Source organism: Dactylosporangium sp. NPDC000555 (genome assembly GCF_040300025.1).
GTDB lineage: Bacteria > Actinomycetota > Actinomycetes > Mycobacteriales > Micromonosporaceae > Dactylosporangium.
In genome coordinates this window covers 26532-50989 of the sequence record NZ_JBEPDB010000069.1, presented here as the reverse complement: position 1 = coordinate 50989, position 24458 = coordinate 26532, and the positions used below count along the sequence as shown (strand labels likewise).

The 24458-nt window shown below is 72.3% G+C and carries 21 protein-coding genes; 11 read left to right on the top strand and 10 right to left on the bottom strand.

The window, feature by feature from the left end:
- On the top strand, window positions 1–1653 hold a 1653-nt coding region (locus tag ABT297_RS31830), incomplete at its 5' end, for a diflavin oxidoreductase (protein WP_350556106.1).
- 38 nt (window positions 1654–1691) lie between these two features.
- Here ABT297_RS31830 and ABT297_RS31825 read toward each other — a convergent pair.
- The 6 genes from ABT297_RS31825 to ABT297_RS31800 all read right to left on the bottom strand — a co-directional run bounded on the left by ABT297_RS31825 (window position 1692) and on the right by ABT297_RS31800 (window position 7439).
- Window positions 1692–2084, bottom strand: a complete 393-nt coding sequence (locus tag ABT297_RS31825) for an RrF2 family transcriptional regulator (RefSeq protein WP_350556105.1) — start codon at window positions 2082–2084, stop codon at window positions 1692–1694.
- Between the two features lie 11 nt (window positions 2085–2095).
- On the bottom strand, window positions 2096–3055 hold the full coding sequence (locus ABT297_RS31820) for a sulfate/molybdate ABC transporter ATP-binding protein (protein ID WP_350556104.1): 960 nt from the start codon (window positions 3053–3055) through the stop codon (window positions 2096–2098).
- Window positions 3055–3843, bottom strand: a complete 789-nt coding sequence (locus ABT297_RS31815) for a sulfate ABC transporter permease (protein ID WP_350556103.1) — start codon at window positions 3841–3843, stop codon at window positions 3055–3057. The genes ABT297_RS31820 and ABT297_RS31815 overlap by 1 nt, the downstream gene beginning before the upstream one ends.
- Window positions 3836–4693 carry a sulfate ABC transporter permease subunit CysT gene (gene cysT, locus ABT297_RS31810; RefSeq protein WP_350556102.1) on the bottom strand — a complete coding sequence of 286 codons (858 nt, stop codon included), beginning with the start codon at window positions 4691–4693 and terminating at the stop codon, window positions 3836–3838. Before cysT ends, ABT297_RS31815 begins: the two co-directional genes overlap by 8 nt.
- Window positions 4690–5739 carry a sulfate ABC transporter substrate-binding protein gene (locus ABT297_RS31805; RefSeq protein WP_350556101.1) on the bottom strand — a complete coding sequence of 350 codons (1050 nt, stop codon included), beginning with the start codon at window positions 5737–5739 and terminating at the stop codon, window positions 4690–4692. Before ABT297_RS31805 ends, cysT begins: the two co-directional genes overlap by 4 nt.
- 98 nt (window positions 5740–5837) lie before the next feature.
- A complete protein-coding gene (locus ABT297_RS31800; RefSeq protein WP_350556100.1) occupies window positions 5838–7439 on the bottom strand; it encodes a Na+/H+ antiporter in 1602 nt (533 codons plus the stop codon).
- Window positions 7440–7829: 390 nt separating this feature from the next.
- On the opposite strand from ABT297_RS31800, the gene ABT297_RS31795 reads away from it, so the two are divergent.
- Window positions 7830–8450, top strand: coding sequence for an adenylate kinase (locus ABT297_RS31795; RefSeq protein ID WP_350556099.1), 621 nt, complete (start codon window positions 7830–7832; stop codon window positions 8448–8450).
- A 22-nt stretch (window positions 8451–8472) separates the two neighbouring features.
- Complete coding sequence (locus tag ABT297_RS31790; RefSeq protein WP_350556098.1) at window positions 8473–9456, top strand: Gfo/Idh/MocA family protein; 984 nt, start codon at window positions 8473–8475, stop codon at window positions 9454–9456.
- 61 nt (window positions 9457–9517) lie between these two features.
- Here the strand turns inward: ABT297_RS31790 and ABT297_RS31785 are convergent, their stop codons facing one another.
- Window positions 9518–10381, bottom strand: coding sequence for a flagellin N-terminal helical domain-containing protein (locus ABT297_RS31785; RefSeq protein WP_350556097.1), 864 nt, complete (start codon window positions 10379–10381; stop codon window positions 9518–9520).
- Between the two features lie 235 nt (window positions 10382–10616).
- Here ABT297_RS31785 and ABT297_RS31780 point away from each other — a divergent pair, with 235 nt between their 5' ends.
- On the top strand, window positions 10617–11372 hold the full coding sequence (locus ABT297_RS31780; protein ID WP_350556096.1) for a PP2C family protein-serine/threonine phosphatase: 756 nt from the start codon (window positions 10617–10619) through the stop codon (window positions 11370–11372).
- On the opposite strand, the gene ABT297_RS31775 is transcribed toward ABT297_RS31780, so the two are convergent.
- Window positions 11365–12534 carry an MFS transporter gene (locus ABT297_RS31775; protein ID WP_350556095.1) on the bottom strand — a complete coding sequence of 390 codons (1170 nt, stop codon included), beginning with the start codon at window positions 12532–12534 and terminating at the stop codon, window positions 11365–11367. The genes ABT297_RS31780 and ABT297_RS31775 overlap by 8 nt on opposite strands.
- A 296-nt stretch (window positions 12535–12830) precedes the next feature.
- Between ABT297_RS31775 and lon the strand changes: the two genes are divergently transcribed.
- Entirely contained in the window at window positions 12831–15209 is a 2379-nt protein-coding gene (lon, locus tag ABT297_RS31770; protein ID WP_350556094.1) for an endopeptidase La, read from the top strand.
- 84 nt (window positions 15210–15293) lie between these two features.
- A complete protein-coding gene (locus ABT297_RS31765; RefSeq protein ID WP_350556093.1) occupies window positions 15294–16403 on the top strand; it encodes a DNA glycosylase AlkZ-like family protein in 1110 nt (369 codons plus the stop codon).
- Here ABT297_RS31765 and nth read toward each other — a convergent pair.
- Together nth and ABT297_RS31755 are read right to left on the bottom strand one after the other, a co-directional pair.
- Window positions 16396–17094, bottom strand: coding sequence for an endonuclease III (nth, locus tag ABT297_RS31760; RefSeq protein WP_350556092.1), 699 nt, complete (start codon window positions 17092–17094; stop codon window positions 16396–16398). The two genes, ABT297_RS31765 and nth, sit on opposite strands and share 8 nt — an antisense overlap.
- Before the next feature lie 71 nt (window positions 17095–17165).
- On the bottom strand, window positions 17166–18155 hold the full coding sequence (locus ABT297_RS31755) for a malate dehydrogenase (protein ID WP_350556091.1): 990 nt from the start codon (window positions 18153–18155) through the stop codon (window positions 17166–17168).
- A 307-nt stretch (window positions 18156–18462) separates the two neighbouring features.
- On the opposite strand from ABT297_RS31755, the gene ABT297_RS31750 reads away from it, so the two are divergent.
- From ABT297_RS31750 to ABT297_RS31730, 5 genes are all read left to right on the top strand, one after another.
- The gene (locus ABT297_RS31750; RefSeq protein WP_350556090.1) at window positions 18463–18723 is read left to right on the top strand and encodes a metallothionein; all 261 of its coding nucleotides are present in this window, start codon (window positions 18463–18465) and stop codon (window positions 18721–18723) included.
- 88 nt (window positions 18724–18811) lie between these two features.
- Window positions 18812–19573: a polyphosphate--glucose phosphotransferase gene (gene ppgK, locus ABT297_RS31745; RefSeq protein WP_350556089.1), complete on the top strand. Its 762-nt coding sequence runs from the start codon at window positions 18812–18814 to the stop codon at window positions 19571–19573.
- Window positions 19574–19638: 65 nt separating this feature from the next.
- Window positions 19639–21258 carry a serine/threonine-protein kinase gene (locus ABT297_RS31740; protein WP_350556088.1) on the top strand — a complete coding sequence of 540 codons (1620 nt, stop codon included), beginning with the start codon at window positions 19639–19641 and terminating at the stop codon, window positions 21256–21258.
- 377 nt (window positions 21259–21635) lie between these two features.
- Window positions 21636–22655, top strand: a complete 1020-nt coding sequence (locus ABT297_RS31735) for a LacI family DNA-binding transcriptional regulator (protein ID WP_350556087.1) — start codon at window positions 21636–21638, stop codon at window positions 22653–22655.
- Window positions 22656–22800: 145 nt separating this feature from the next.
- Entirely contained in the window at window positions 22801–24456 is a 1656-nt protein-coding gene (locus ABT297_RS31730) for an ABC transporter substrate-binding protein (protein WP_350556107.1), read from the top strand.
- Window positions 24457–24458 lie beyond the last annotated feature (2 nt).

Below are 24458 nucleotides of genomic sequence, written 5' to 3'. Positions count from 1 at the left end.
GCCTCCTGGGTCGACGGCTTCCTCGCGGGCACCTACCACCGCACGGGCACGCCGCCGCCGGCGCCCGCCGGTGGATCCGTGCGCACCATCGAGATCCTCTGGGCGTCGCAGACCGGCAACGCCGAGGAGTTCGCCGCCCACGTCGGCCGCCGCCTGGCGGACGAGGGCTGGCAGGCCAACCTGCGGGACATGACGGCCGCGGCCGGGGAGCTGCTGCGCGGCGGCAACGACCTGCTCGTCGTCACCAGCACCTTCGGCGACGGCGACGCCCCCGACAACGGCATCGCCTTCTGGGAGTCGCTGCAGGGCGACGCGCCGCGCCTCGACGGGCGCCGCTACGCCGTGCTCGCCTTCGGCGACTCCAGCTACGCCGACTTCTGCGGCCACGGCCGGCGCCTCGACGCCCGGCTCGCCGAGCTCGGCGGCGTGCGCCTCGCCCCGCGCGTCGACTGCGAGCCCGACTTCGCCGAGGCCGCCGACGGCTGGCTGGACGCGGTGCTCGCGGCGCTGCGCGAGCCCGCCGCACTGCGGGCCGCGCCGCGCTCCGGCCGCGGCGAGACGGTCACCGCCACGCTGCGCGGCAACCGCCTGCTGAGCCTGCCCGGGTCGGCGAAGGAGGTACGCCAGTTCACCTTCGACGTCGGCGAGGACTTCGGCTACGCGGCCGGCGACGCCCTCGGCGTGTTGCCGCGCAACTGCCCGTCCCTGGTGGAGGAGTGGCTCGAGGCGACCGGCCTCGACCCGCTGTCGACGGTGGACGTCGGCGGCGAGACCGAGCTGCGCGAGGCGCTGCTGCATCGGCTCGACATCACCCGGATCACGCCCGAGCTGCTGCGCTTCGTCGCCGACCGCGGCCACGACTCGCCGCTGCGCGCGCTGCTGCGCCCGGACAACCAGGGGGAGCTGGCGAAGTACACCTGGGGCCGGCAGGCCGTCGACGTCATCGCCGAGCACGCGGTGAAGGCCGGGGCCGGCGAGTGGGTCCCGCTGCTCAAGCGGCTGCAGCCCAGGCAGTACTCGATCTCGTCCTCGCCGCTGCTGGCACCCGCCCAGGTCTCGCTCACCGTGTCCGTGGTCCGCTTCGACAACGGCCACGGCCGCATCCGCAAGGGCGTGTGCTCGACGTTCCTCGCCGACGCCGCCCCGAACGCGCCGGTGCCCGTGTTCCTGCAGCGCTCCCCGAACTTCCGCCCGCCGGCCGACGACTCCGTCCCCATGATCATGGTCGGCCCCGGCACGGGCGTCGCCCCGTTCGTCGCGTTCCTGCAGGAGCGCCACGCCCGCGGCGCCCGCGGCCCCAGCTGGCTGTTCTTCGGCGAGCAGCGCCGCGCCACCGACTTCTACCACGCCGAGGAGCTCGCCGAGCTGCGACGAAAGGGCACGCTGACCCGCCTCGACCTGGCGTTCTCCCGCGACCAGCGGGCCAAGGTGTACGTCCAGGACCGCATGCGCGAGCACGGCGCCCAGCTGTGGTCGTGGCTGCGGGACGGCGCGTACTTCTACGTCTGCGGCGACGCGACCCGCATGGCCAAGGACGTGGACCTGGCCCTGCGGGAGATCGTCGCCGCCCACGGCCACCTGGACGAGGGCGGCGCCGCCGCGTACGTCAAGCAGCTGTCCGCCGAGAAGCGCTACCTCCGCGACGTGTACTGAGCCGCTGGACCCCCGGCGCGGGTCGCCGGGGCCGGCGGTCAGGAGCCGTGGTTCATGATGTCGGCGAGGGTCACCGCGTCCAGGTAGTCGAGGCGGACGCGGTTCGCCCGCTCCCACAGCTGGCGCAGGCGCTCGATGGAGCGGTCGTCGGCGCGGCCGCCCGGGGGTGGCTCGGCACCGGGTCCGTCCAGGCGGCGCACGATCTCGCCGAGGGTCAGCTCGGCGGCCGGGTAGGCGAGCAGGTAGCCGCCGCCCGTGCCGCGGTGGACCTGCACCAGCTCGGCGCGTCGCAGGTCGGCGAGCAGGTCGTACAGGTAGCCGGGAGGGATGTCCTGGGCGTCGGCGACATCCTGAGCCTTGATTGTCTGTGGTGCGGCGCCGGCCAGCACGACCAGGGCCCGCACCGAGTACTCGATGCGCTTGGGCAGCATAGTACGGCGGCTCAGGCGGCCGCGAGGGTCCTGGCGTCGGTCTCCGGGCTGAAGTACACGGTATCGCCGGGCTTGACGTCGATGGCCTTGGCGCCGGCGCGGGTCAGCTGCGCCCACACGTCCACCTCGCCGGCCTTCGCCTCGATCCGCACCTCGAAACCCAGCGGCACGACCCGGGTCACGACCGCGGCGGTGGCACCGGCGCCGGGTTCGCGCGACAGCGCGACGTCGTGCGGGCGGACCAGCTGGCCGTCGAGCTGGGTGACCGGGCCGAGGAAGCTCATCACGAACGGGTTCGCCGGGTTCTCGTAGATCTGGTGCGGGCTGCCGACCTGCTGCACGACGCCGTCGGCGAGCACGACGATCTCGTCGGAGACGTCCATCGCCTCCTCCTGGTCGTGGGTGACGAAGACGGTGGTCACGTGCACCTCGTCGTGCAGGCGGCGCAGCCACGTGCGCAGCTCCTTGCGGACCTGGGCGTCCAACGCGCCGAAGGGCTCGTCGAGCAGGAGCACCTGCGGCTCGGGGGCCAGGGCGCGGGCCAGGGCCATGCGCTGGCGCTGCCCGCCGGACAGCTGCGCGGGGTAGCGGTCGGCGAACTGGTCGAGGTGGACGAGCTCCAGCAGCTCCATGACGCGCTTGCGGATGTCGGCCTTCGGGCGGCGGCGGACCTCGAGGCCGAAGGCGACGTTGCGGTACACCGTCATGTGCTTGAACGCCGCGTAGTGCTGGAACACGAAGCCCACGTTGCGCCGCTGGGGGGTCAGCCGGGTGGCGTCGACCTCGTTGATGCGCACGCTGCCGGTGTCGGGCTGCTCGAGGCCGGCGATGACCCGCAGCAGCGTGGACTTGCCGCCGCCGCTGGGGCCCAGCAGCGCGGTGAGCGACCCGGAGGCGATGTCGATGGAGACGTCGCGCAGCACCGGCGTCTTGCCGAACGACTTGTTCACGTCGCGGACTTCGATGGCCATCAGTCGTTCTCTTTCGGCCGCAGGAGTTTGGTGATGAGCAGGATGAGGATCGCGATGAGGGCCAGGGCGCTGGCGGTGGTGAACGCCGCGGTCTGGTCGTAGTTCTGGTACCGCTCCTCGACGAACAGCGTCGCGGTCTGGGTCTGCCCGACGAGCCGGCCGGAGACCACGGCGACGGCGCCGTACTCGCCCAGGGACCGGGCCAGGCACAGCACCACGCCGTAGCCGAGCGCGGCGCGGATGCCGGGCACCGTGATGCGCCGGAACGTCTGCCAGCGGCTCGCGCCGAGGGTGTGCGCCGCCTGCTCCTGCTCGTCGCCCATCTCCTCCAGCACGGGGACGATGGCCCGCACGACCAGCGGCAGCGACACGAAGATGGTGGCGAGCACCATGCCGGGCAGCGAGAAGATGATCTGGAAGCCGTTGCGCTCCAGCCAGCCGCCGATGGGGGCGAACTTGCCGTACACCAGGATCAGCGCGAGGCCGACGACGACCGGCGACACGGCCAGCGGCAGGTCGATCAGCGCGCCGAGGAGGCGCCTGCCGGGGAAGCGGTGCCGCACGAGCAGCAGCGCGGCGCCGACGCCGAACACGGTGTTGGCCAGCACCGCCCACACCGCCACCGACAGCGTGACGGCGAACGCGTGGGTGAAGTTCTCCGACGTCAGCACGTCGGCGATCGGCTGCAGGCCCTTTTCGAAGGTGCGCCAGACGACCAGGCCGACCGGGAGCACCAGCAGGAACAGCAGGTACACCAGGGCGAGGACGCGCAGCGGGTACTTAGCCACGGCGGGCACTCCAGCGCTGGAAGAGGTCGAGGAGGATGAGCACGATGAAGGCGACGACGAGCAGCACGGTGGAGATGGCCGCCGCGGCGGTGGTGTCGTCACTCTCGATGCGGCCGAAGATGTTCACCGCGGACACCTGGGTCTGGAACGGGATGCTGCCGGTGAGCAGGTTCGTCGAGCCGTACTCCGCGATCGCCCGGGTGAACGCCAGGCCGGCGCCGGAGATCATGGCGGGGGCCAGGTTGGGCAGGATGATGCGCCGGAACGTCGTGATGGGGGAGGCGCCCAGGGAGTAGGCGGCCCGCTCCATGTCCCGGTCCAGCTCACGCAGCACGGGCTGCACCGTTCGCACGACGAACGGCAGGGTGACGAACAGCAGCGCGACGCCGACGCTGACCCGGGTGTAGGCGAGGTTGATGTTCAGGGGGCTGCTGGTGCCGTAGAGCGCGAGCAGCACCAGGCCGGCCACGATCGTCGGCAGCGCGAACGGCAGGTCGATGAGCGTGTCGACGACGCTCTTGCCGGGAAAGTTGTCGCGGACCAGGACCCAGGCGATGACGGTGCCCATGACCACGTTGATCAGCGCGACCAGGAGCGACGCGCCGACGGTGAGCTCCAGCGCCGCCCACGCGTCCGGGGTACGCACCGCCCGCCAGAAGGTGTCCCAGCCGCCCTCGGTGGAGCGCCACACCACCGCGGCGAGCGGGATGAGCACGATGAGGCTCAGGTAGAGCACGGCGGTGCCCAGCCCGAGCGCGGTGCCGACCGGCGGGCGCCGGCGCAGACCGCGCCCCGCCGGGCCCGGCGCGATGCCGGACCCGGCGGGCTTGACGGCGGTGTCCGTCGTCATTTCTTCGACGCGGCGGGGCTGGGAGCGGCGGAGGTGGACACGCCGAGCTTCTGCTCGATCGAGGCCATCACGCTCTGGCTCGGGTCGAACAGCTCCTTGTTCACCTTCGACCAGCCGCCGAGGTCGCCGACGGTGAACAGGCCGGACGGGTTGGGGAACGTCGGGCCGCCGGCGTCCTTGATCACCGGGCGGTAGCCGTTCTCGGCGTAGATCTTCTGCGCCGCCGGCGTGTGCAGGAAGTCCAGGAAGGCCTTGGCCTCGGCCGGGTGGGTGCTGTTGCTGGTCACCGCGATCGGGTTCTCGATGAGGATCGTGTCGTCCGGCACGGTGTAGTCGACGGACTGGCCGTTCTTCTGCGCGAAGAGGGCCTCGTTCTCGTAGGAGATGAACGCGTCACCCTTGCCGCTGGTGAAGGTCTGCAGCGACGCTCGGCCGCTGTTGTCCTGCACCGGCACGTTCTGGAACAGCGCGTCGAGGTAGGCCGCGCCGGCCTCCTTGTCGGTGCCCTTCTTCGACTTGGGGCCGTAGGCGGCCAGGATGTTCCACTTCGCGCCGCCCGACGTGAACGGGTTGGGCGTCAGCACCTGCACGCCCGGCTTGGTCAGGTCGTCCCACGTCTTGAGGTTCTTCGGGTTGCCCTTGCGGGTGCCGATGACCGCGACCGAGTGGGTGATCATGCCCTTGTACTGGTCGGCGTTCCAGCTCGCGTCGACCAGCTTGGCGGTCACCAGGCGGGTGATGTCCGGCTCCAGCGAGAACGCGACAAGGTCGGCCTTGAGGCCGTTGACGACCGCGCGGCTCTGGTCGCCGGAGGCGCCGTACGACTGCGTGAACTTGATCTTCTTGCCGGCGTCGGTCTTCTGGAACGCGGCGATGAGCTGCTCGTACGCGGCCTGCGGGGTCGAGTAGGCCACGAGTGCGAGGGTGACGTCGCCGCCGCTGTCGGAGGAGTCGGAACTCTTCGCGGTGCCGGCGCAGGCGCTCAGCGCGGTCCCGGAGAGGAGGAACGCCGCACTGACAGCGAGCACGCGGTTACGCAGCTTCACGGAACCATCCTTGGAGTGAAAGTCTATGTTGCCTACTTAGTGAGTAGGTAATGTAGTAAAGATGGCACCCGCGCGTCAATCCCACTCAGCCCGTAGGGTTACCCGGGTCGCTCCGGCAGGACCCGCTCCTCGTGATCGAGCTCCCGCTCGAGCCGGCGCAGGCCCTCGTCGGGCAGCGTGCCGGCGTCGCGCCAGCGCAGCAGCTCCTCACGCTGCGCCTCGATCGTCAGCCGCCGGATGCGCAGCGCCGCCTCGTAGCGCTCCGACACCGGAACCTCGTCGGACTCGGCGCTCTGCAACATGTCGAGGCGGTGCTCGTAGCGTCGCAGCTGCTCCTGCATCCGCGTGCGCAGCGACTCGACGGCGGCCGTGTCGGCGGGCTCGTCCTGCTCCAGCTCGTCGAGGCGGTCCAGCGCGGCGCGCACCGACGCGATCCGCGCCTCGTTGCGCAGCCGGGCCTCGTCGACCTCGTTGGCGCGCAGCCCGAGCGCCCGCACCAGCGGCGCGAAGGTGACACCCTGCCCGACCAGCGTGACGAGCACCACCGTGAACGTGCAGAACAGCAGCAGGTCCCGGTCCGGGAACGGCGCGCCCGACGCCGTCGTCAGCGGCAGCGTGAACACCGCGGCGAGACTGATCACGCCGCGGGTCCCGGCCCAGCTCAGCACCACGATCTCGCGGGCGCTGAGGCCCTGGTCCTCGCGCCGCAGCAGCAGGTGCGCCGCCTGCGTCAGGGCCAGCCACACGGGCCGCAGCAGGAGCGTGACCCCGATCGAGACGGCGACCGCGATCACGATGGTCGAGATCTCGTACTGCTTGAGCCCGCGGATCACCGCCGGCAGCTGCTGGCCGATGAGCAGGAAGACGAACCCCTCCAGCAGGAAGTCCACGAGCCGCCACACCGCGGTCGTCTGCAGCCGGCTCGCGCCGGTGCCGGAGCGCGGCGTGTCGTGCCCGACGATGAGGCCGGCGACCACCACCGCCAGCACCCCGGAGACGTGCAGCCGCTCGCCGGCCAGGAACGCGACGAACGGCGTCGCCAGGGAGATCGCGTTGGCCGGCAGCGGGTCGCGGGCAAGGGGGCGCAGCAGCCGTACGGCGAAGGCGACGACGACCCCGACCGCGGTGCCGCCGGCCGCGGCGAGCAGGAACAGCCAGCCCGCCTTCGACTCGGAGAACTGCCCGCCGACGGCCGCGGCGACCGCCACGTTGAGCAGGGTCAGCGCGGTGGCGTCGTTGAGCAGCCCCTCGCCCTGGATGATCGTGATCAGCCGGGGCGGCAGCCCCACCTTCCGCCCGACCGCGAGCGCCGCGACCGGGTCCGGTGGCGCGATCGCGGCCCCGACGGCCACCCCGGCGGCGAAGGTCGCCCCCGCCACGAACAGCGCGAACCCGAGCCCGACCAGCAGCGCGGTGGCGAAGACGAGCAGCACCGACAGCCCGATGACGATGCGCAGGTGGGCCCGGATCGCCAGTAACGAGGAGTCCAGCGCCGCGCTGTACAGCAGCGGCGGCAGCAGGAACGTCAGCACGAAGTGCGGGTCGAGCGCGACATTGGGGCCGGGCAGCAGCGCGTAGAGGATGCCGATCACCGTCAGCAGCGCGGCGGCCGGCAGCCCGGTGCGCCCGCCGATCCACCGTGCCGCCACGACGATCGCCGCGGCCCCGAGCCCCAGCAGCAACCACGTCTCAGGGTTCACTCGTCGACCTTAGAGCGACCGTCACTTGGCTGGCAGCGGCAGCCCGCGAGCAAAGTCTCCGCGGTCATGCGCCTCGGCGCCTACGGTTCACGGGTTCTCCATGATCACGGAGCGAACGTGCTGCTTTTTGTGCATTTTTACTCCGTGTTCATGGAGAACACGATAATCGGTCGACGCAGATCGCGGGCACGGACTGCGCCGCCCGAACTCGGCTTCTCGCGATGCCAAGCGCCCAATCTAAGTCGGACCCGGCGACCATCCGGGGTACCTTCATGATCATCGCTCCCGGACCGGGTCCCGGCCGGGTTCGCGCGGCGCGCGGGTCGACGGCGAGCAGACGGCCGCGCGTCCCGGACGCGCGGTCTCCCGGCGTGGGCTAGCGTGGTGGCCGTGCGGGTGCTGATGGTTGCGCCGCCCGGCGCTGGCAAGGGCACGCAGGGTGCCGCTATCGCCGCGCATTTCCGGATCCAGCACCTGGCCGTCGGTGACCTCCTGCGCCGCCACGTGCTCGAGGGGACCGAGATCGGCCGTGACGTGCGGGGACATCTCGACCGCGGCGAGCTGGTGCCCGACGGGATCGTGCTCGAGCTGCTGCGGCAGGGGCTCACGGAGGCGAAGCGCAACGGCGGCGGGTATGTCCTCGACGGCATCCCGCGCACGATGGACCAGGCCGTGGCCGCATACCGGGTGGCACTGGCGCTGGGGATGACCGCCGACGTCGCGCTGCACCTGGAGGCCGGCGACGAGGAGCTCATGCGGCGGCTGCGCAAGCGGGCCGCGATCGAGCACCGCTCGGACGACGACGAGGCGGTCATCCGCCGGCGCCTGCAGCAGTACCACGAGGTCACCCAGCCGGTCCTGGCGTTCTACGCCCAGCGCGGCATCCTGCTGACCGTCGACGCGACGCCCCCGGCCGACGTGGTGACCCGCGACGTGCTCGCGGCGCTGACGGCCCGCGCGGCCCGGACCGGCGCGGCGGGTCGCGTGCCCGGGACGCATCGACCGGGGTAGGCAGCCGCGGTACAGTCGCGGCATGCTGCGCATCGGCGTGCTCGGCGCCGCCAGGATCGCCCCCGCCGCGCTCGTCAGGCCCGCGCGCGCCGTGCCGTCGGTGCGCGTCACCGCGGTCGCCGCCCGCGACCGCGCCCGGGCCGAGGCGTTCGCGGCGAGACACGGCATCGGCGTCGTGCACGCGGGCTACGCGGAGCTGATCGCTGACCCGGACCTCGACGCGGTGTACGTGCCGCTGCCCAACGGCCTGCACGCGCGGTGGACCCTCGCCGCGCTCGAGGCCGGCAAGCACGTGCTGTGCGAGAAGCCGTTCACCGCCAACGCGGCCGAGGCGCGCGAGGTGGCCGAGGCCGCGCGGCGGACCGGCCTGGTCGTGATGGAGGCCTTCCACTATCGGTACCACCCGTTGCTGGCCCGCGCGCTGGAGCTCCTGCCGACGCTCGGCGAGCCGCGGCGGGTCGAGACCGCGCTGTGCTTCCCGCTGCCGAGGTTCGGCGACATCCGGTACGACTTCGCGCTGGCCGGCGGCGCGATGATGGACGCCGGCTGCTACGCCGCGCACGCCCTGCGCACCCTCGGCGGCGCCGAGCCCGAGGTCGTCAGGGCCGGCGCGCTGCTGCGCTCGCCCCAGGTCGACCGGGCGATGACCGCCGAGTACCGCTTCCCGGGCGGCGCCACCGGCCGCACCGTCGCCAGCCTGTGGTCCCGCCGGCTGCTGAGCCTCTCCGCCAGGTACACCGGCAGCGAGGGATCGCTGAAGATCTTCAACTACCTGCTGCCGGGCGCGTACCACCGCCTGACGTTCACGCGGGCCGGCCGCACCACCCACGAGCGCGTCCCCGGCGAGGCCACGTACACCCACCAGCTGCGCGCCTTCGCCGCCGCGGTCCTCGAGGGCGGCCCCAACCTGACCCCGCCCGAGGATTCGGTGCGCACGATGGAGCTCATCGACGCCGTGTACCGCGCCGCGGGCCTGTCGCCGCGCGGCGCGAGCGGGTCCGAGTAGCCGCTGCCCGGGCCCGGCGGGGAGCGGACCACGTCGTGCGCTCCCCGCCGGTCCCCGTCGCCTACCGCAGCAGTGACAGCACGCTCTGTGGTGCCTGGTTGGCCTGGGCGAGCATGCTGGTGCCCGCCTGGGTCAGGATCTGCGATCGGGTGTACGACACCATCTCCTGCGCCATGTCCGTGTCCCTGATGCGCGACTCGGACGCGGACAGGTTCTCCACCGCGACGTTGAGGTTGTTGATGGTGTGCTCGAATCGGTTCTGGTACGCACCGAGCGTCGCCCGCGCGGTCGAGACCCCCTTGATCGCGGTGTCGATCGCGTCGATCGCCGCCGTGCCGGACGTGGTCAGATCGATGCTGCCCAGGCCGAGCCCGGCCGAGTCGAAGCCGGAGACGCTCGCGCCGCTGCCGAACACCGGTGAGCCGAGGCTGATGGTGATCTGGTCGGCCGCGGCGGTGTTGGCGCCGACCTGGAAGGTGCCGAGGTAGGAGTTGCTGCCCGAGGTGTCGAGCAGCTTCTGCCCGCCGAAGCTGGTGGTCGTCGCGATCCGGTCCAGCTCGGCGCTGAGCTGCGAGAACTCGGTCTGCGCCGCGGTGCGGGCGTCGGAGTCCTGCGAACCGGTCGAGGACGCCTGCACGGACAGGTCGCGCATGCGCTGCAGAATCGAGTGGGTCTCGGTGAGCGCGCCTTCCGCGGTCTGTACCACGGAGATGCCGTCCTGCGCGTTGCGCACCGCGACTTTGAGCCCGCCGATCTGCGAGCGCAGGCCCTCGGAGATGGACAGCCCGGCCGCGTCGTCGGCGGCCCGGTTGATGCGGAACCCGGAGGAGAGCTTCTCCAGCGACTTGCTCATCTGGCCGTCGGTGACCGACAGGTTGCGATACGCGTTCTGGGCGGCGATGTTGTTGTTGATGCGAAGACCCACGTTGTCCTCCTTGGATCGGGTCCGGCGGTCGGCCCTCCCTGGCCGCTTCCGTGCCAACGCCATCGCCCGGCCGGGCGAGCGGATGAGCGGTTCGCGCGGGGTCTTCGCGAAATGCCCGACCGGATGACAGCGCGGAGCTCGGCCCGGGACAGCGACGAAGGTCACTGGTCGACCCTGAACGGTGGGTGAACGCGGGGCCGCGAGGACGCCGCGGCAACCGTTACGCTGTCGGGCGATGACGATGACGATCGAGGTCCACGGCGCCGGGCGGCAGCTCAGCGTCGCGGCCGCCACCGAGGTCGGCCGGCGTTATCCGGCCAACTTCGACGTGGTGTATGCCGCCGAGCTGGAGCGCCGGCCCGGCCTGTGCGCCGTCGTCGCCGACGGCATGGGCGCCGGTGAGGGCAGCCGCACCGCCGGGCGGGTCGCCGTCGAGGTCTTCACCACCGCCGTGCAGCGCCACCGCGGCCCGTTCGAGCCCACGCCCCTGTTCGCGGCGATCGCCGACGCCCAGCGCCTGGTCCGCGCGGCCGGTCGGGAGCTGCGGGAGCTCACCGGCTGCACGCTGACCGCCCTGGTCGCCGACGCGACCGGCGCGTGGGTGACCCAGATCGGCGACTCCCGGGTGTATCGGCTGCGCGGCGGCCTGCTGGAACTGCTCACCGTCGACCACACCGCGGCCTGGCTCGGCGCCGTCCACGGGTGGTATCCGGCGGATTCCCCGCAGGCCGCCGCCGCCCGCTACCAACTGCACCGCTTCATCGGGCATCCCGGCCTGCCCGAGCCCGACGTGCTGAGCGTGACCATGTTCCCCGGTGATGTCTACTGCCTGTGCACCGACGGCATCGCCGAGCAGGTGGAGTATCGGTTCATGGAGCGCACGCTCGGCTCCGGCGCGCCCCCGGACGTGATGGCCTCGGCGCTGGTCTCGGCGTCGCTGGAGGCGGGCGGCCGCGACAACGCCACCACGGTCGTGGTCAAGGTCAACTGACGCCCCGGGCGTCGGGAGGCGGCGGGATCGTGCGGGCGCGGCCGGACAGGATCGCGAAGGGCGCCATCACCGCGGCCAGCCCGCACAGCACCGCGGCCGGCAGCGTCCAGCCGCCGCTCGCGTCGCGCAGCGCGCCGATCAGGACCGGGCCGCCGGCGGCGAGCAGGTAGCCGATCGACTGGGCCATCGCCGACAGCGCGGCGGTCTGCGACTCGTCGCCGGTGCGCAGGCTGAACAGCGACAGGCACACCACGATCGACATGCCGGCGCCGAAGCCGCTCAGCAGGATCGCGGCCAGGGCGAACCCGGCCGTCCACGGCAGCCATTGCAGCCCGGCGGCGCCCGCGCCGATGCAGGCGGCGCAGGCCAGGCCGATCAGGCGCTGGTCGGGCAGGCGGCGGATGAGTACCGGGACCGTCAGGTTGGCGGCCACGGCGGCGGCGAGATACGCGAACAGGTGCCAGCCGGCCACGGCCGCGGGGATACCGTGCTCGCGCTCGAGGGTCGGCAGCCACGCGACCAGCACGTAGAAGCAGAGCGACTGCAGGCCCATGAACAGCGTGACCTGCCAGGCGAGGGCGCTGCGCCAGGGCAGGGCGGCGCGCCGGGCGGCGCGGGCGGGGCCGGGGCCGGTGCGCACCTGGGGCGCCCAGACCGTGGCGGCGGCCAGGACGGGCAGCACCCAGCAGGCCAGCGCGAGGCGCCAGCCGCCGGCCAGGGCGGCGAGCGGGACCGCGGTGCCGGAGGCGACCGCGGCCACGACGCTCTGCGTGGCCGTGTAGCCGCCGGTGAGCTGGGCGACGCGGTCGGGGTAGTCGCGCTTGACGACGCCGGGCAGCAGCACGTTGAAGCAGGCGATGGCGGCGCCGACGGCGACCGTGCCGGTCCACAGCTGGGCCGGTAGGGACCGTACGACGATCCCGGCGGCCAGCAGCGCCAGGGCCAGCCCGAGGCTGCGCTCCAGCCCGACGCGGCCCGCGATGCGCGGCGCGAGCAGCGAGAACCCGGCGAAGGCCAGCAGCGGCAGGGTGGTGAGCAGGCCCGTCGCGGCGGAGGACAGGCCCAGGTCGTGCCGGATGTCGGCGACGAGGGGGCCGACCGAGGTCAGCGGCGCGCGGCCGACGGCGCCGACGAGCAGCACGCCGGCCACGAGGAGCGCCACGGCGCGGCCCGTCACGGTGACGCCGCGCCGCCGTGTGGCGCCGGGTCGTGTCAGGGGGTCCGGAGGGGTGTGCGCGGGGTCCTCCATCAGGGACGGGGCGATCGCGCGCGGCGCGGCGGTGGTCGTATGGGCGCGGCATGGACATCCTACGAGCCGGCGGCCCCGACCCCGGCCCGACGCCGGTCCGGTACCGGTCCAGGTGGCCTGGGTCACACGGGAGGCACCGTTGGGAACATAGGGCACGGTTTGTAACTTAAGCCTGGCACGCTCAACCTACTGATGGCAGGTGTGTCCAGATGGCAACGCTCCCGGTTCTCCCGCTCAACGACGACGTCCTGCTTCCTGGCATGGTCATCCCCGTGACGCTCGACGCCTCCACGCAGGCGGCGGTCGACGCGGCGCGCGCCGCCGGCGACGAGCAGGTCCTCGCGGTACCGCGGGTCGACGGCGAATACGGTTCCTTCGGTGTCGTCGCCGTGCTCGAGAAGGTCGGTCGGCTGCCCAGCGGCCAGCCGGCGGCCGTCATCCGAGGCCTGGACCGGGCCCGCATCGGCGCCGGCGTCCCCGGCCCCGGCGCGGCCCTGTGGGTCGAGGCCACGCCGCTGAGCGAGCCCGCACCGGCCGGCAAGGCCCGGGAGCTGGCGCGCGAGTACAAGGCCCTGGTCATCGGCGTGCTGCAGGAGCGCGGCGCGTGGCAGGTCATCGACACCGTCGAGAAGATCACCGACCTGTCCGAGCTGGCCGACTCCGCGGGCTACGCGCCGTGGCTGACCCTGGTCCAGAAGATCAAGCTCCTCGAGGCGCCGGACGTCACCGCCCGCCTCGAGCTGCTCGTCGAGTGGGCCCGCGCCCACGCCGCCGAGCAGCAGGTCAACGAGAAGATCAACAACGACGTGCGCGAGGGCCTGGAGAAGACCCAGCGCGAGTTCCTCCTGCGCCAGCAGCTGGCCGCGATCCGCAAGGAGCTCGGCGAGGACGAGCCCGACGGCTCCGCCGACTACCGGACCAGGGTCGAGGCCACCGAACTGCCCGAGAAGGTCAAGGAGGCGGCGCTGCGCGAGGTCGGCCGGCTCGAGCGGGCCAGCGACCAGTCGCCGGAGGCCGGCTGGATCCGCACCTGGCTCGACACCGTGCTCGAGATGCCGTGGAGCGTGCGCACCGAGGACAACACCGACCTCGCCGCCGCCCGCGCCGTCCTCGACGCCGACCACGCGGGGCTGGCGGACGTCAAGGACCGCATCCTGGAGTATCTCGCCGTGCGCAACCGCCGCGCGGAGAAGAACCTGCAGGTCGTCGGCGGCCGTGGCTCCGGTGCCGTGCTGGCCCTGGCCGGCCCGCCCGGGGTCGGCAAGACCAGCCTCGGCGAGTCGGTCGCCCGGGCGCTGGGCCGCAAGTTCGTCCGCGTCTCGCTGGGCGGCGTCCGCGACGAGGCCGAGATCCGCGGCCACCGGCGCACCTACGTCGGCGCGCTGCCGGGCCGCATCGTGCGCGCCCTGCGCGAGGCCGGCTCGATGAACCAGGTCGTGCTGCTCGACGAGGTCGACAAGCTCGCCGCCGGCTACGCCGGCGACCCGGCCGCGGCCCTGCTCGAGGTGCTCGACCCGGCGCAGAACCACACGTTCCGCGACCACTACCTCGAGGTCGACCTCGACCTGTCCGACGTGCTGTTCCTGGCCACCGCCAACGTCGTGGAGACCATCCCCGGCCCGCTGCTGGACCGCATGGAACTGGTCACCCTGGACGGGTACACCGAGCAGGAGAAGGTCGCCATCGCCCGCGACCACCTGCTGCCGCGGCAGCAGGAGCGCGCCGGCCTGGAGCCGGCCGACTTCACGATCACCGACGAGGCGCTCGCCCGCATCGCCGGCGAGCACACCCGCGAGGCGGGCGTGCGGCAACTGGAGCGTGCCCTGGCGAAGATCCTGCGCAAGGTCGCGGTCGCGCTGGCGGGCGACCCGGCGCCGGTGCGCGTGGGCGTCGACGAGGTCGCGAAGTACCTCGGCCGGGCCCGGTTCACGCCCGAGTCGGCCGAGCGCACCGCCGTGCCCGGCGTGGCGACCGGCCTGGCGGTGACCGGCGCCGGCGGCGACGTGCTGTTCATCGAGGCCACATCGATGGAGGGCGAGCCCGGCCTGACCCTCACCGGCCAGCTCGGCGACGTCATGAAGGAGTCGGCGCACATCGCGCTGTCCTACCTGCGCTCCAACGGCCGGCGGCTCGGCATCGACCCCAACCGGCTGGCGGGGCGGCGGATCCACCTGCACGTGCCCGCGGGCGCGGTGCCGAAGGACGGCCCGAGCGCCGGCATCACGATGGTCACGGCGCTCGCGTCGCTGGCCACCGGCCGCCCGGTCCGCCCGGAGTTCGGCATGACCGGCGAGGTCACCCTGGCCGGCCGGGTCCTGCCGATCGGCGGCGTGAAGCAGAAGCTGCTCGCCGCCCACCGCGCCGGCCTGACCGAGGTCATCATCCCGAAGCGCAACGAGCCCGACCTGGACGACCTGCCCGAGGAGGTGCGCGGCCGGCTGACCGTGCACGCCCTGTCGGACGTGGCCGACGTCCTGGCCGTGGCCCTGCGCCCGGCCACCGATGTCGCTGACACCACCGACGCCGGCCCCGGCAGCGACGGCGCCGACGGTCCGGCCGTCCCGGACTACGTCCCGGTCGGCATCTGAGCACCTCATCGGCATCACTCCGGCAAACACGCGCGGGGCCCGCACGGGCCCCGCGCTCGTGGCGGTGACCGGTACGGTGGCGGCATGACGCTGTCGATGCGCTGGGATGACGTGCTCGCCTGGCGCTGCCGCCAGCAGCTGCTGCACCGGCCCGCCGAGGCCGCCGACCCCGTCGTCGTGGTGCGGGCGCTCGCCGGGGTGCAGGCCCAGGTTGCCTCCAGCGCCGAGCTGGCCGTCGCGGCGCGGCAGGAGGTCGCCGACCCCGCGTCCGTGCGCGCGGCCGTGCGGGACAGGCGCCTGGTGAAGACGTGGGCGGCGCGCGGCACGCTGCACCTGCTCGACGTCGAGCAGGCCCCCGCCCACCTGGCGCTGCTCGCCGCGGCGCGCACGTGGGAGAAGGGGTCCTGGCAGAAGACGTACGTGACCGCCGGCCAGATGCAGAAGATCGCCGAGGCGGCGCACGAGGCGCTCGACGGGGCCGTGCTGACCCGCGAGCAGCTCACCGAGGCGATCGTCGAGCACGCCGGCGACGCGTCACTGGCCGAGCACCTCGGCTCCGGGTGGGGCGTGCTGCTCAAGCCCCTCGCCTGGCAGGGCGTGCTCGTGTACGGGCCGAGCGGCGACGGCGACAACCGGGTCACGTTCACGCGGCCCGACACCTTCCTGCCGGGGTGGACCGGCCTGCCGGAGCCGGGGGACGCGGCGGGGGTCGTCATCCCGGCGTACCTCGGCGCGTACGGGCCGGCGTCGGCGGAGACGTTCGACCAGTGGCTGTGTCGCGGTGCGTCGAAGAAGGCGGCGCTGCGCGGCTGGTTCGCGCGGCTGCTGGCCGACGGCGTGCTGGCCGAGGTCGACGTCGAGGGGGAGCGGCTGTTCGCGCGGGCCGGCGACCTGGAGTCGCTCGCCGCGGCGGAGCCCTTCTCCGACGTACGCCTGCTGCCCGCCTTCGACCAGTTCGTGCTCGGCCCGGGTACCGCCGACGAGCGGATCGTGCCGAAGGACCGCCGGCCGGCCGTGAGCCGCGCCGCCGGCTGGATCTCGCCCGTGGTCGCCTATCGCGGCCGGGTCGCGGGAGTGTGGGACGGCGAGGACGTCACCCTGTTCGAGGAGCGGGGCCCGGTCCCGGCCGCCGGGATCGCGGCCGAGCTGCGCCGGCTGTCCGCCGTGCGCCTGAGCGGCACGGGAGCTATTTGAGCAGCGCCCGCGCCTTCTCCGGGTCGGTCTCGCCGATGCCGGCGGACGGGCACTCGGCCGCGAGCGGGCAGGCGCCGCACGCGGGCCGGCGGCGGTGGCAGGTGCGCCGCCCGTGCAGGATCAGCAGCAGGTTGACGGTGACCCAGTCCTTCTTGTCGAACAGCGCCTGGATCGCCGCCTCGGTCGCGTCGACGTCCTTCTCCGGGCCCCACCCCAGCCGGTGCGCGACCCGGGACACGTGCGTGTCCACGGAGATGGCCGGCGTGCCGAACGCGTTGCCGAGCACCATGTTCGCGGTCTTGCGCCCCACCCAGGGCAGCGCGACGAGCTCCTCGATGGTGCCGGGCACCTCGCCCTCGTGCCGTTCGACGAGGGTCGCCGCGAGCTTGATGACGTTGCGGGTCTTCTGCCGGTAGTACCCGACCGGGACCAGGATCTGCTCCATCTCGGCCGGGTCGGCGGCGGCGAGGTCGGCCGCCGCCGGATACCGCTCGAAGAGCACCGGGGTGACCGCGTTGACCCGCTCGTCCAGCGTCTGCGCCGCGAGCGTCGCCGCGACGAGCAGCTGCAGCGGCGAGGAGAAGTCGAGCTCGAGGCGGTGGTCGGGGTATCGCGCGGCCAGCAGGCGCAGGGTCCGCCGGGCGCGGCGGACCTCCGCGATGCCGGGCCCGACCGGAGAAGTCTCTGGCACCCGACGAGCCTACGCCGCGAACGACGGGAGGGCGGCCCCCGCGGACCGCCCTCCCGTGTGGATCGTCGACGTCAGATCAGGCCGAGCCGCTCGACCGCCGCGCGCTCCTCCGCGAGCTCCGCGACCGAGGCGTCGATGCGGGCGCGGGAGAACTCGTCGATGTCGAGGCCCTGGACGATCTCCCAGCGGCCGTCCCGCGAGGTGACCGGGAAGGAGGAGATGAGCCCGGCGGGCACGCCGTAGGAGCCGTCGGAGACGATCGCGGCCGAGGTCCAGTCGCCCTCCGGGGTGCCGTTGACCCAGTCGTACACGTGGTCGATCGCGGCGGAGGCGGCCGACGCGGCGGACGAGGCGCCACGGACCTCGATGATCTCCGCGCCGCGCTTGGCGACCCGCGGGATGAACTCGTCGGCCAGCCACTGCTGGTCGTTCACGGTCTCGGCGGCGTTCTTGCCGGCCACCTCGGCGTGGAAGAGGTCCGGGTACTGCGTGGCCGAGTGGTTGCCCCAGATCGTGACCCGGCGGATCTCGGAGACCGGCACGGAGAGCTTGCGGGCCAGCTGCGCGACGGCGCGGTTGTGGTCGAGGCGGGTCATGGCGGTGAACCGCTCGGCCGGGACGTCCGGCGCGTGCCGCTGGGCGATGAGCGCGTTGGTGTTGGCCGGGTTGCCCACGACGAGGACCCTGATGTCGTCGGCGGCGCCGGCGTTGATGGCCTCGCCCTGCGGCTTGAAGATGCCGCCGTTGGCCTCCAGCAGGTCGCCGCGCTCCATGCCCTTGGTGCGGGGTCGCGCGCCGACGAGCAGGGCCACGTTCGCACCCGAGAAGGCCCCCTTGGGGTCGTCGAACACGTCGACGCCGGCCAGCAGCGGGAACGCGCCGTCCTCCAGCTCCAGGGCCGTGCCCTCGGCGGCGCGCACGGCCTGCGGGATCTCCAGCAGCCGTAGCCTGACCCGCGTGTTCGCGCCGAGCAGCTGCCCGGAAGCGATGCGGAACAGCAGCGCGTAACCGATCTGGCCGGCCGCGCCGGTCACGGTGACGTTGACGGACGAGTCGCTCATGAGAGTTCTCCTGGCAGCAACGGCGGGTGTGCTCTTCGCCTCCAAACTATCCTCGCCACCCCGCCGGCCGTTCACCGTCCGGTCACTGCGTGTGGCTTACGGCACTCGATCAGGTAGCGGGGTCGTCGCGGCTACCACCCCGCGGCACGCCAGCTACCCCCTTCAACCTAGTGTCCTAGGATGCCTTGCGGGAAGTGGCCGGGGACACCGCGCGACGGCGATTCGGCGGGGGATTTCCGGCTGAACCGGTTGTGCCGTGCCGCTCGCCCGGCGAGGCTGCGGGTAAGGCAACCACGGGGGGATTGACATGGCGGTCTGCGAGACCTGCGGCAACGAGTACTACATGGCCTTCGAGGTGCGTACCGCCGGCGGTGGCACGCACATGTTCGACTCGTTCGAGTGCGCCATCCAGAAGCTGGCGCCGGTCTGTGAGCACTGCGGCACCCGCATCGTCGGGCATGGTGCGGAGGTGTCGGGCCGGTTCTTCTGCTGCGCGCACTGCGCCCGTTCCGCCGACTCGGTGGCCGGGATGGAGATCCGCGACGCGGTGGGCGCCTATCCGGGGTGACGCGCTTCCCCCGGCGATCATCGCTGGTGCACGCCATGATTGGGTTACCGCTAGCACATTGGAGCCTGACGCGGTGTGAGGAGCAGCTGTGGTCGTCCTGGGAATCGACATCGGTGGTTCGGGCATCAAGGGGGCGCCGGTCGACCTGGCCACCGGTGTGTTCACGGCCGACCGGGTCCGGATCGAGACGCCGCAGCCGGCCGACGTGGCCAGCGTGGTCAGGACCGTCGAGTCGGTCGCCGGTGCGTTCGACCCGGCGGTCAGCATCGGCATCACGTTCCCGGCGGTGGTGCAGCACGGCGTGACGAAGACGGCGGCGAACGTGGACGCGTCGTGGGTCGACGCGCCCGCGGAGCGGCTGTTCACCGAGGCGCTGGGCCGGCCGGTGACGGTGCTCAACGACGCCGACGCGGCCGGGGTGGCGGAGCTGGAGTACGGCGCGGGCAAGGGCGTCGGCGGCCTGGTCGTCATGGTCACGTTCGGCACGGGCATCGGCAGCGCGTTGTTCATCGACGGCCGGCTGGTGCCCAACACCGAGCTCGGCCATGTGCAGATGAGCGGCCTGCACCTGCACGGCGGCGACGCGGAGGACTACGCCTCGGATCGCGTCCGGGAGGCTCACGGCCTGGGCTGGGCGGAGTGGGCGGAGCGGGTCCAGACGTACCTGCGGCACCTGCACGCCCTGCTGTGGCCGGACCTGATCATCATCGGCGGCGGGGTCAGCAAGAAGGCGGACCGGTTCCTGCACCTGGTCGACGTGCCGACGAGGGTGGTGCCGGCGACGCTGCAGAACAACGCCGGCATCGTGGGCGCCGCGCTGCTGGCCGCGCGCAGGGCCGGGGCCGCCTGAGGTTCGTGTGCCGCTTTCGTGCGGTGGTTCCACCCGTTGTGCGCGGGTGAGGCACCATGACATCCATGGGGGACTCGCCCGCGCCGTTGCGCGCCGGTGACCCGGCCACGGTCGGGTCGTACCGGCTGCGCGGCGTGCTCGGGGTCGGCGGGATGGGCACCGTGTATCTGGCCGAGGCGCCCGACGGCCGCCGGGTGGCGCTGAAGGTCATCAACCCGTCGCTGCACGGCGACGCGATGTTCCGGCACCGCTTCGCCGCCGAGGCCGAGGCCGCGTCGCGGGTCGCCGGGTTCTGCACGGCGCGGGTGCTCGACGTCGACCTCGACGGGTCGGTGCCGCACCTGGTCACCGAGTATGTCGCCGGCCCGTCGCTGCACGACTACGCCACCGCGAACGGGCCCCTGGCGGGGCAGGTGGAGGCGGTCGCGGTGGGGGTGGCCGCGGCGCTGACCGCGATCCACGCCGTCGGGCTGGTGCACGCCGACCTGAGCCCTCGCAATGTGCTGCTGTCGCCGTTCGGGCCGAAGGTCATCGACTTCGGGGTGGCGCGGCTGCTGGGGCAGGTGGCCGAGTCTGGTCCGAGCTCCGGTCCGAGCTTCGGCACACCGGGCTGGCTCGCGCCGGAGCAGGTGCGTGGGTGGCCGCCCAGCCAGGCCAGCGACGTGTACGCCTGGGGCCTGCTCGTGTCCTGGGCGGGCACCGGGCGCATGCCGGTCGGCGAGCACGGCGGCGGTGAGCCGGACCTGGCCGGCCTCGACGAGTCCCTGGCGGGGGTGGTGCGCCGGGCGCTGCACGCGGATCCGCGGGACCGGCCGACCGCGCGGCAGGTGCTGCTGGCGCTGGTCGGCCAGGACGACCCGGCGGCGGCGCGGGTGGCCGCGACCGTCCGTACCACCGCGGCCGCGGCGAAGCCGCCTGCGAAGGTCGTCGCCAGGGGCGCCGATGGCCGAACGTTCGCGCCCGGGTCGGCCGCGATTCCGTCGCCGCCGACCCAGCGCTTCGAGGTGGCCGGTCCGGTCTCCGGGACGCGGATCGACCCGACCGGCGCCGGCTGGCCGGTGCCGCTGTCCCCACAACCCCCTCAGCCGGCCGCGCTGCTCTCTCGGCCGCCGCGGCGCCGCTCGCGGCGGGCCGGGAGCGGGGTCGTCGCCGGCGTCGGTCTGGTAGCGCTGCTGGCGTGCCTGCTGGGCGGGCTGATGCTGGCCGAGAACGCGGGCCGGGGCGGGTCGGGCGCGCAGCAGCAGAAGCCGCCGTCGCCGCCGTCGCCGTCGCGCTCGCCGTCACCGTCGCCGAAGTCGAGCCCGGTCGCCGCCGAAGGCAAGCTGCGTTTCACCCTCGCGAGCTTCTCGTGTGGCGCGAAGCAGCTGGGGGACTGGCCGCTGGTCAGGAAGCCGAAGGGGCAGTTCTGCCTGGCCGAGCTGAAGGTGGAGAACACCGGCGACGGCACGGGCCGGCTGTGGATCGGCAATCAGAAGCTGCGCGACTCCGGTGGCACCGAGTACGGGCCGGACGAGTGGTCGTTGCTCTACTACGACAGGACCCGGCCGCTGGCCAACGACATCGCGCCGGGGGCGTCGGTGACGGGCACGCTCGTCTTCGACGTGCCGGCCGGGCTCACGTTCACGGAGCTGCGGGTCAAGTCGGGTCTCGTGGGCGGCGACAGCAGCGCGCTCAGGCTGCGCTGACGCCGGGTTCTTGGCACCGCGGACCCGGCAGGAAGGCGCTCCGGCGCCGACCGGTGTCTGACGGGAGCGACGGTCGTGCCTTGCACGGACCGGAGTCGGGAATGGAAACTTCGACGGCCGTGAGAGCGCTCTATGGGAGCGATTCCAGATAATCCTTCGTGGGGGCCGCCGGTGCGGCCGCACTCGCATCGACGGTGGTCCCGAGCAAACACCATGGACAGCCGCTTGGCAAGGGTTTCGACACCGTTAAGTTTCGTTACATCCGTGTTATTGACACCACTGTCCGCGATCCGATTTAGTGTGCCGGAACCGGTTGCGGAACCGGTTCCAGAACACGCTCTCTTGCCAGAAAGCGCTCTCACCGGAAGGATCGCGGCGTGCCGATGACCATCGCCGATGTCGCGGCGCGAGCGGGGGTCAGCAAGACCACCGTCTCGCGGGTGCTCAACGGCAAAGGAGAGGTCGACGAGGCGACCGCGGCACGGGTGCGCAGGGTCATCGACGAACTGGGCTACGTGCCCAGCGCCCGGGCGGTCAACCTGGCCCGGGGCCACACCCGGGTGATCGGGATGCTCGTGCCGTCGCTGACCTGGCCGTGGATGGGAGACATAGTGCAGGGCGCGGTGGACGTCGTGGAGTCGGAGGGATACGGGTTGCTGCTGTTCACGTGCAACCGCGGCGCCGAGTCCATGCGCCAGTTCTCCGCGCAGGTGTCCGGCAAGGCGTTCGACGGCCTGCTGGCCATCGAGCCCGAGGGGACCCTGGACTACCTGGCCGACCTCTACGCCGGCGGCCTGCCGGTGGTGCTCATCGACGACCGCGGCGACAAGCCGCTCATGCCGTCGGTGGCCACCACCAACCGGGCGGGCGGATCGCTCGCCGCCCGGCACCTGCTGGAGATCGGCCGGCGGCGGCCCCTGGTCATCACCGGCTCCGAGAAGTTCGGTTGCACACAGGATCGGCTCGGCGGCTTCGCGGACGTGTTCGCGGCGGCCGGCGCGCCGATCGACCCCCGGCTCGTCATCGAGGGGGACTTCACCTACGAATGCGGCGTCCTCGCCGTCCGGCGCGCGCTGGACGAGGGCCTGGAGTTCGACGCCGTGTTCGCGCACAACGACCTGTCCGCCGCCGGCGCCCTGCAGGCGCTGCGGATCGCGGGCCGATCGGTTCCGCGGGACGTCGCCCTGGTGGGTTTCGACGACATCCTGCACGCGGGGCACACCGAGCCGCCCCTGACCACCGTCCGCCAGCCCATGCGCCAGATGGGTGAGATGGCGGCCCGCCGGCTCATCGCGCATTTCGACGGCACGCCGTTGACGGTCGAGCCGAACATCCTGTCCACCACGCTCGTCGTGCGCGGTTCCACCGTGCCGGCGCAGCCCGAGCGCACCACCTGAAGTCACGTCACGTCGCACCACTGGGCGGGACCGGTCGCAAAGGTCCCGTCGTCATACCCCGATTTGTTTACTGTCCGCCCCACCTGTCGATCCAGGTCCAAAAGGAGACACCCCCGTGTTGACCAGACGCTCAGTACTGCTCGGCATGGCCGGGTTGCTGGCCACGACGACCACCCTGGCCGCGTGCGGCGACTCGCCGAACGAGCAGAACAAGAACAACGGTGCCAAGACGACGGTCCTGACCATCGGCATGCCGAACGGTCCGCTGACCGAGAACGAGAACCCGTTCCTCACCACGTCGGCCGGCGCCAAGGACGGCTACCGCTGGGTGCTCTATGAGCCGCTGATGATGTGGAACCCGGTCAAGCCGGCCGACGAGATGAAGCCGTGGCTGGCGACGGCGGCGAAGTGGAACCAGGACTACACCTCGGTCGTCGTGACCATCCGGGACAACGCCACCTGGTCCGACGGCCAGAAGGTCACCGCCGAGGACGTCGCGTTCACCTACAAGCTGATTCGTGACAACGAGGCGCTCAACGAGCAGGGCGTGCCGATCGTCGACGCCACGGTGAACGGCTCCGACGTCACCATCACGTTCAAGATCTCGCAGTTCGTCAGCAAGCAGAAGGCGATCGCGAAGATCCCGATCGTGCCCAAGCACATCTGGGACAAGATCTCCGACCCGAAGGCCGAGGCCAACAAGAACCCGATCGGCTCCGGGCCGTACAAGCTGAAGTCGTTCACGCCGCAGACCACGACCCTGGTGGCCCGCGAGAGCGGATACTGGCAGGCGGCGCCGCAGGTCAAGGAGCTGCGGTACACCTCCTACAACGACAACGGCGCGCAGACCACGGCGCTGGCCAACGGCGAGTGCGAGTGGAGCTTCGTCTTCATCCCCAACGTGAAGACGGTCTTCATCGACAAGGACGCGGCCAACCACAAGATCTGGGCGCCGCCGGTGCTGGGCATCCACGGTCTGTACATCAACACCACCAAGGCCCCGTTCAACGACCCGAAGCTGCGCGTCGCGATGAGCATGGTCATCAACCGCGAGGACATCTTCAACACCGCCGAGGCCGGCTACTTCCACCCGCTGATCAAGAGTGTGACGGGCCTGCCCTCGCCCGCCGGTGACGCGTACATCGCCGACGAGTACAAGGGCAAGGAGTTCAAGATCGACGTCGAGGGCGCGAAGACGCTGCTCGCCAGCGCCGGGTACAAGCTCGAGGGCACCACGCTGAAGGACCCGTCCGGCAAGCCGGTCACCCTGACGCTCACCGACCCGGCCGGCTGGTCGGACTACCAGACGTCGCTGGAGATCGTGAAGGCCAACCTGGCCCAGATCGGCATCGCGGCCACGGTCGACAAGGCCAACCAGGACGCGTGGTTCAAGAACGTCGAGGCCGGCCAGTTCGACGCGACGTTCCGCTGGACCGAGGGCGGCTCGACCCCGTACGACATCTACCGCACGGTGATGGACGGCGAGCAGCTCAAGCCGATCGGCACCGCGTCGCCGGCCGGTAACTTCGGCCGCTTCGACAGCAAGGAGGCCACGGAAGCGCTGCGTGCCTACGCCAGCGCGACCGACGACGCCGCCCGCAAGGCCGCGCTCGCGACCCTGCAGAAGGTCTTCGTCGAGCAGGCCCCGATGCTCCCGGTCGGTGCCGACAACATCGGCGGCGCCTACAGCACCAAGCACTGGACGGGCTGGCCGGACGACTCCAACCCGTACACCGCCGGGCAGCCGACCCAGCCGAACTCGCTGGAAGTCATCCTGAACCTCAAGTCGGCCGGCGCCTGACA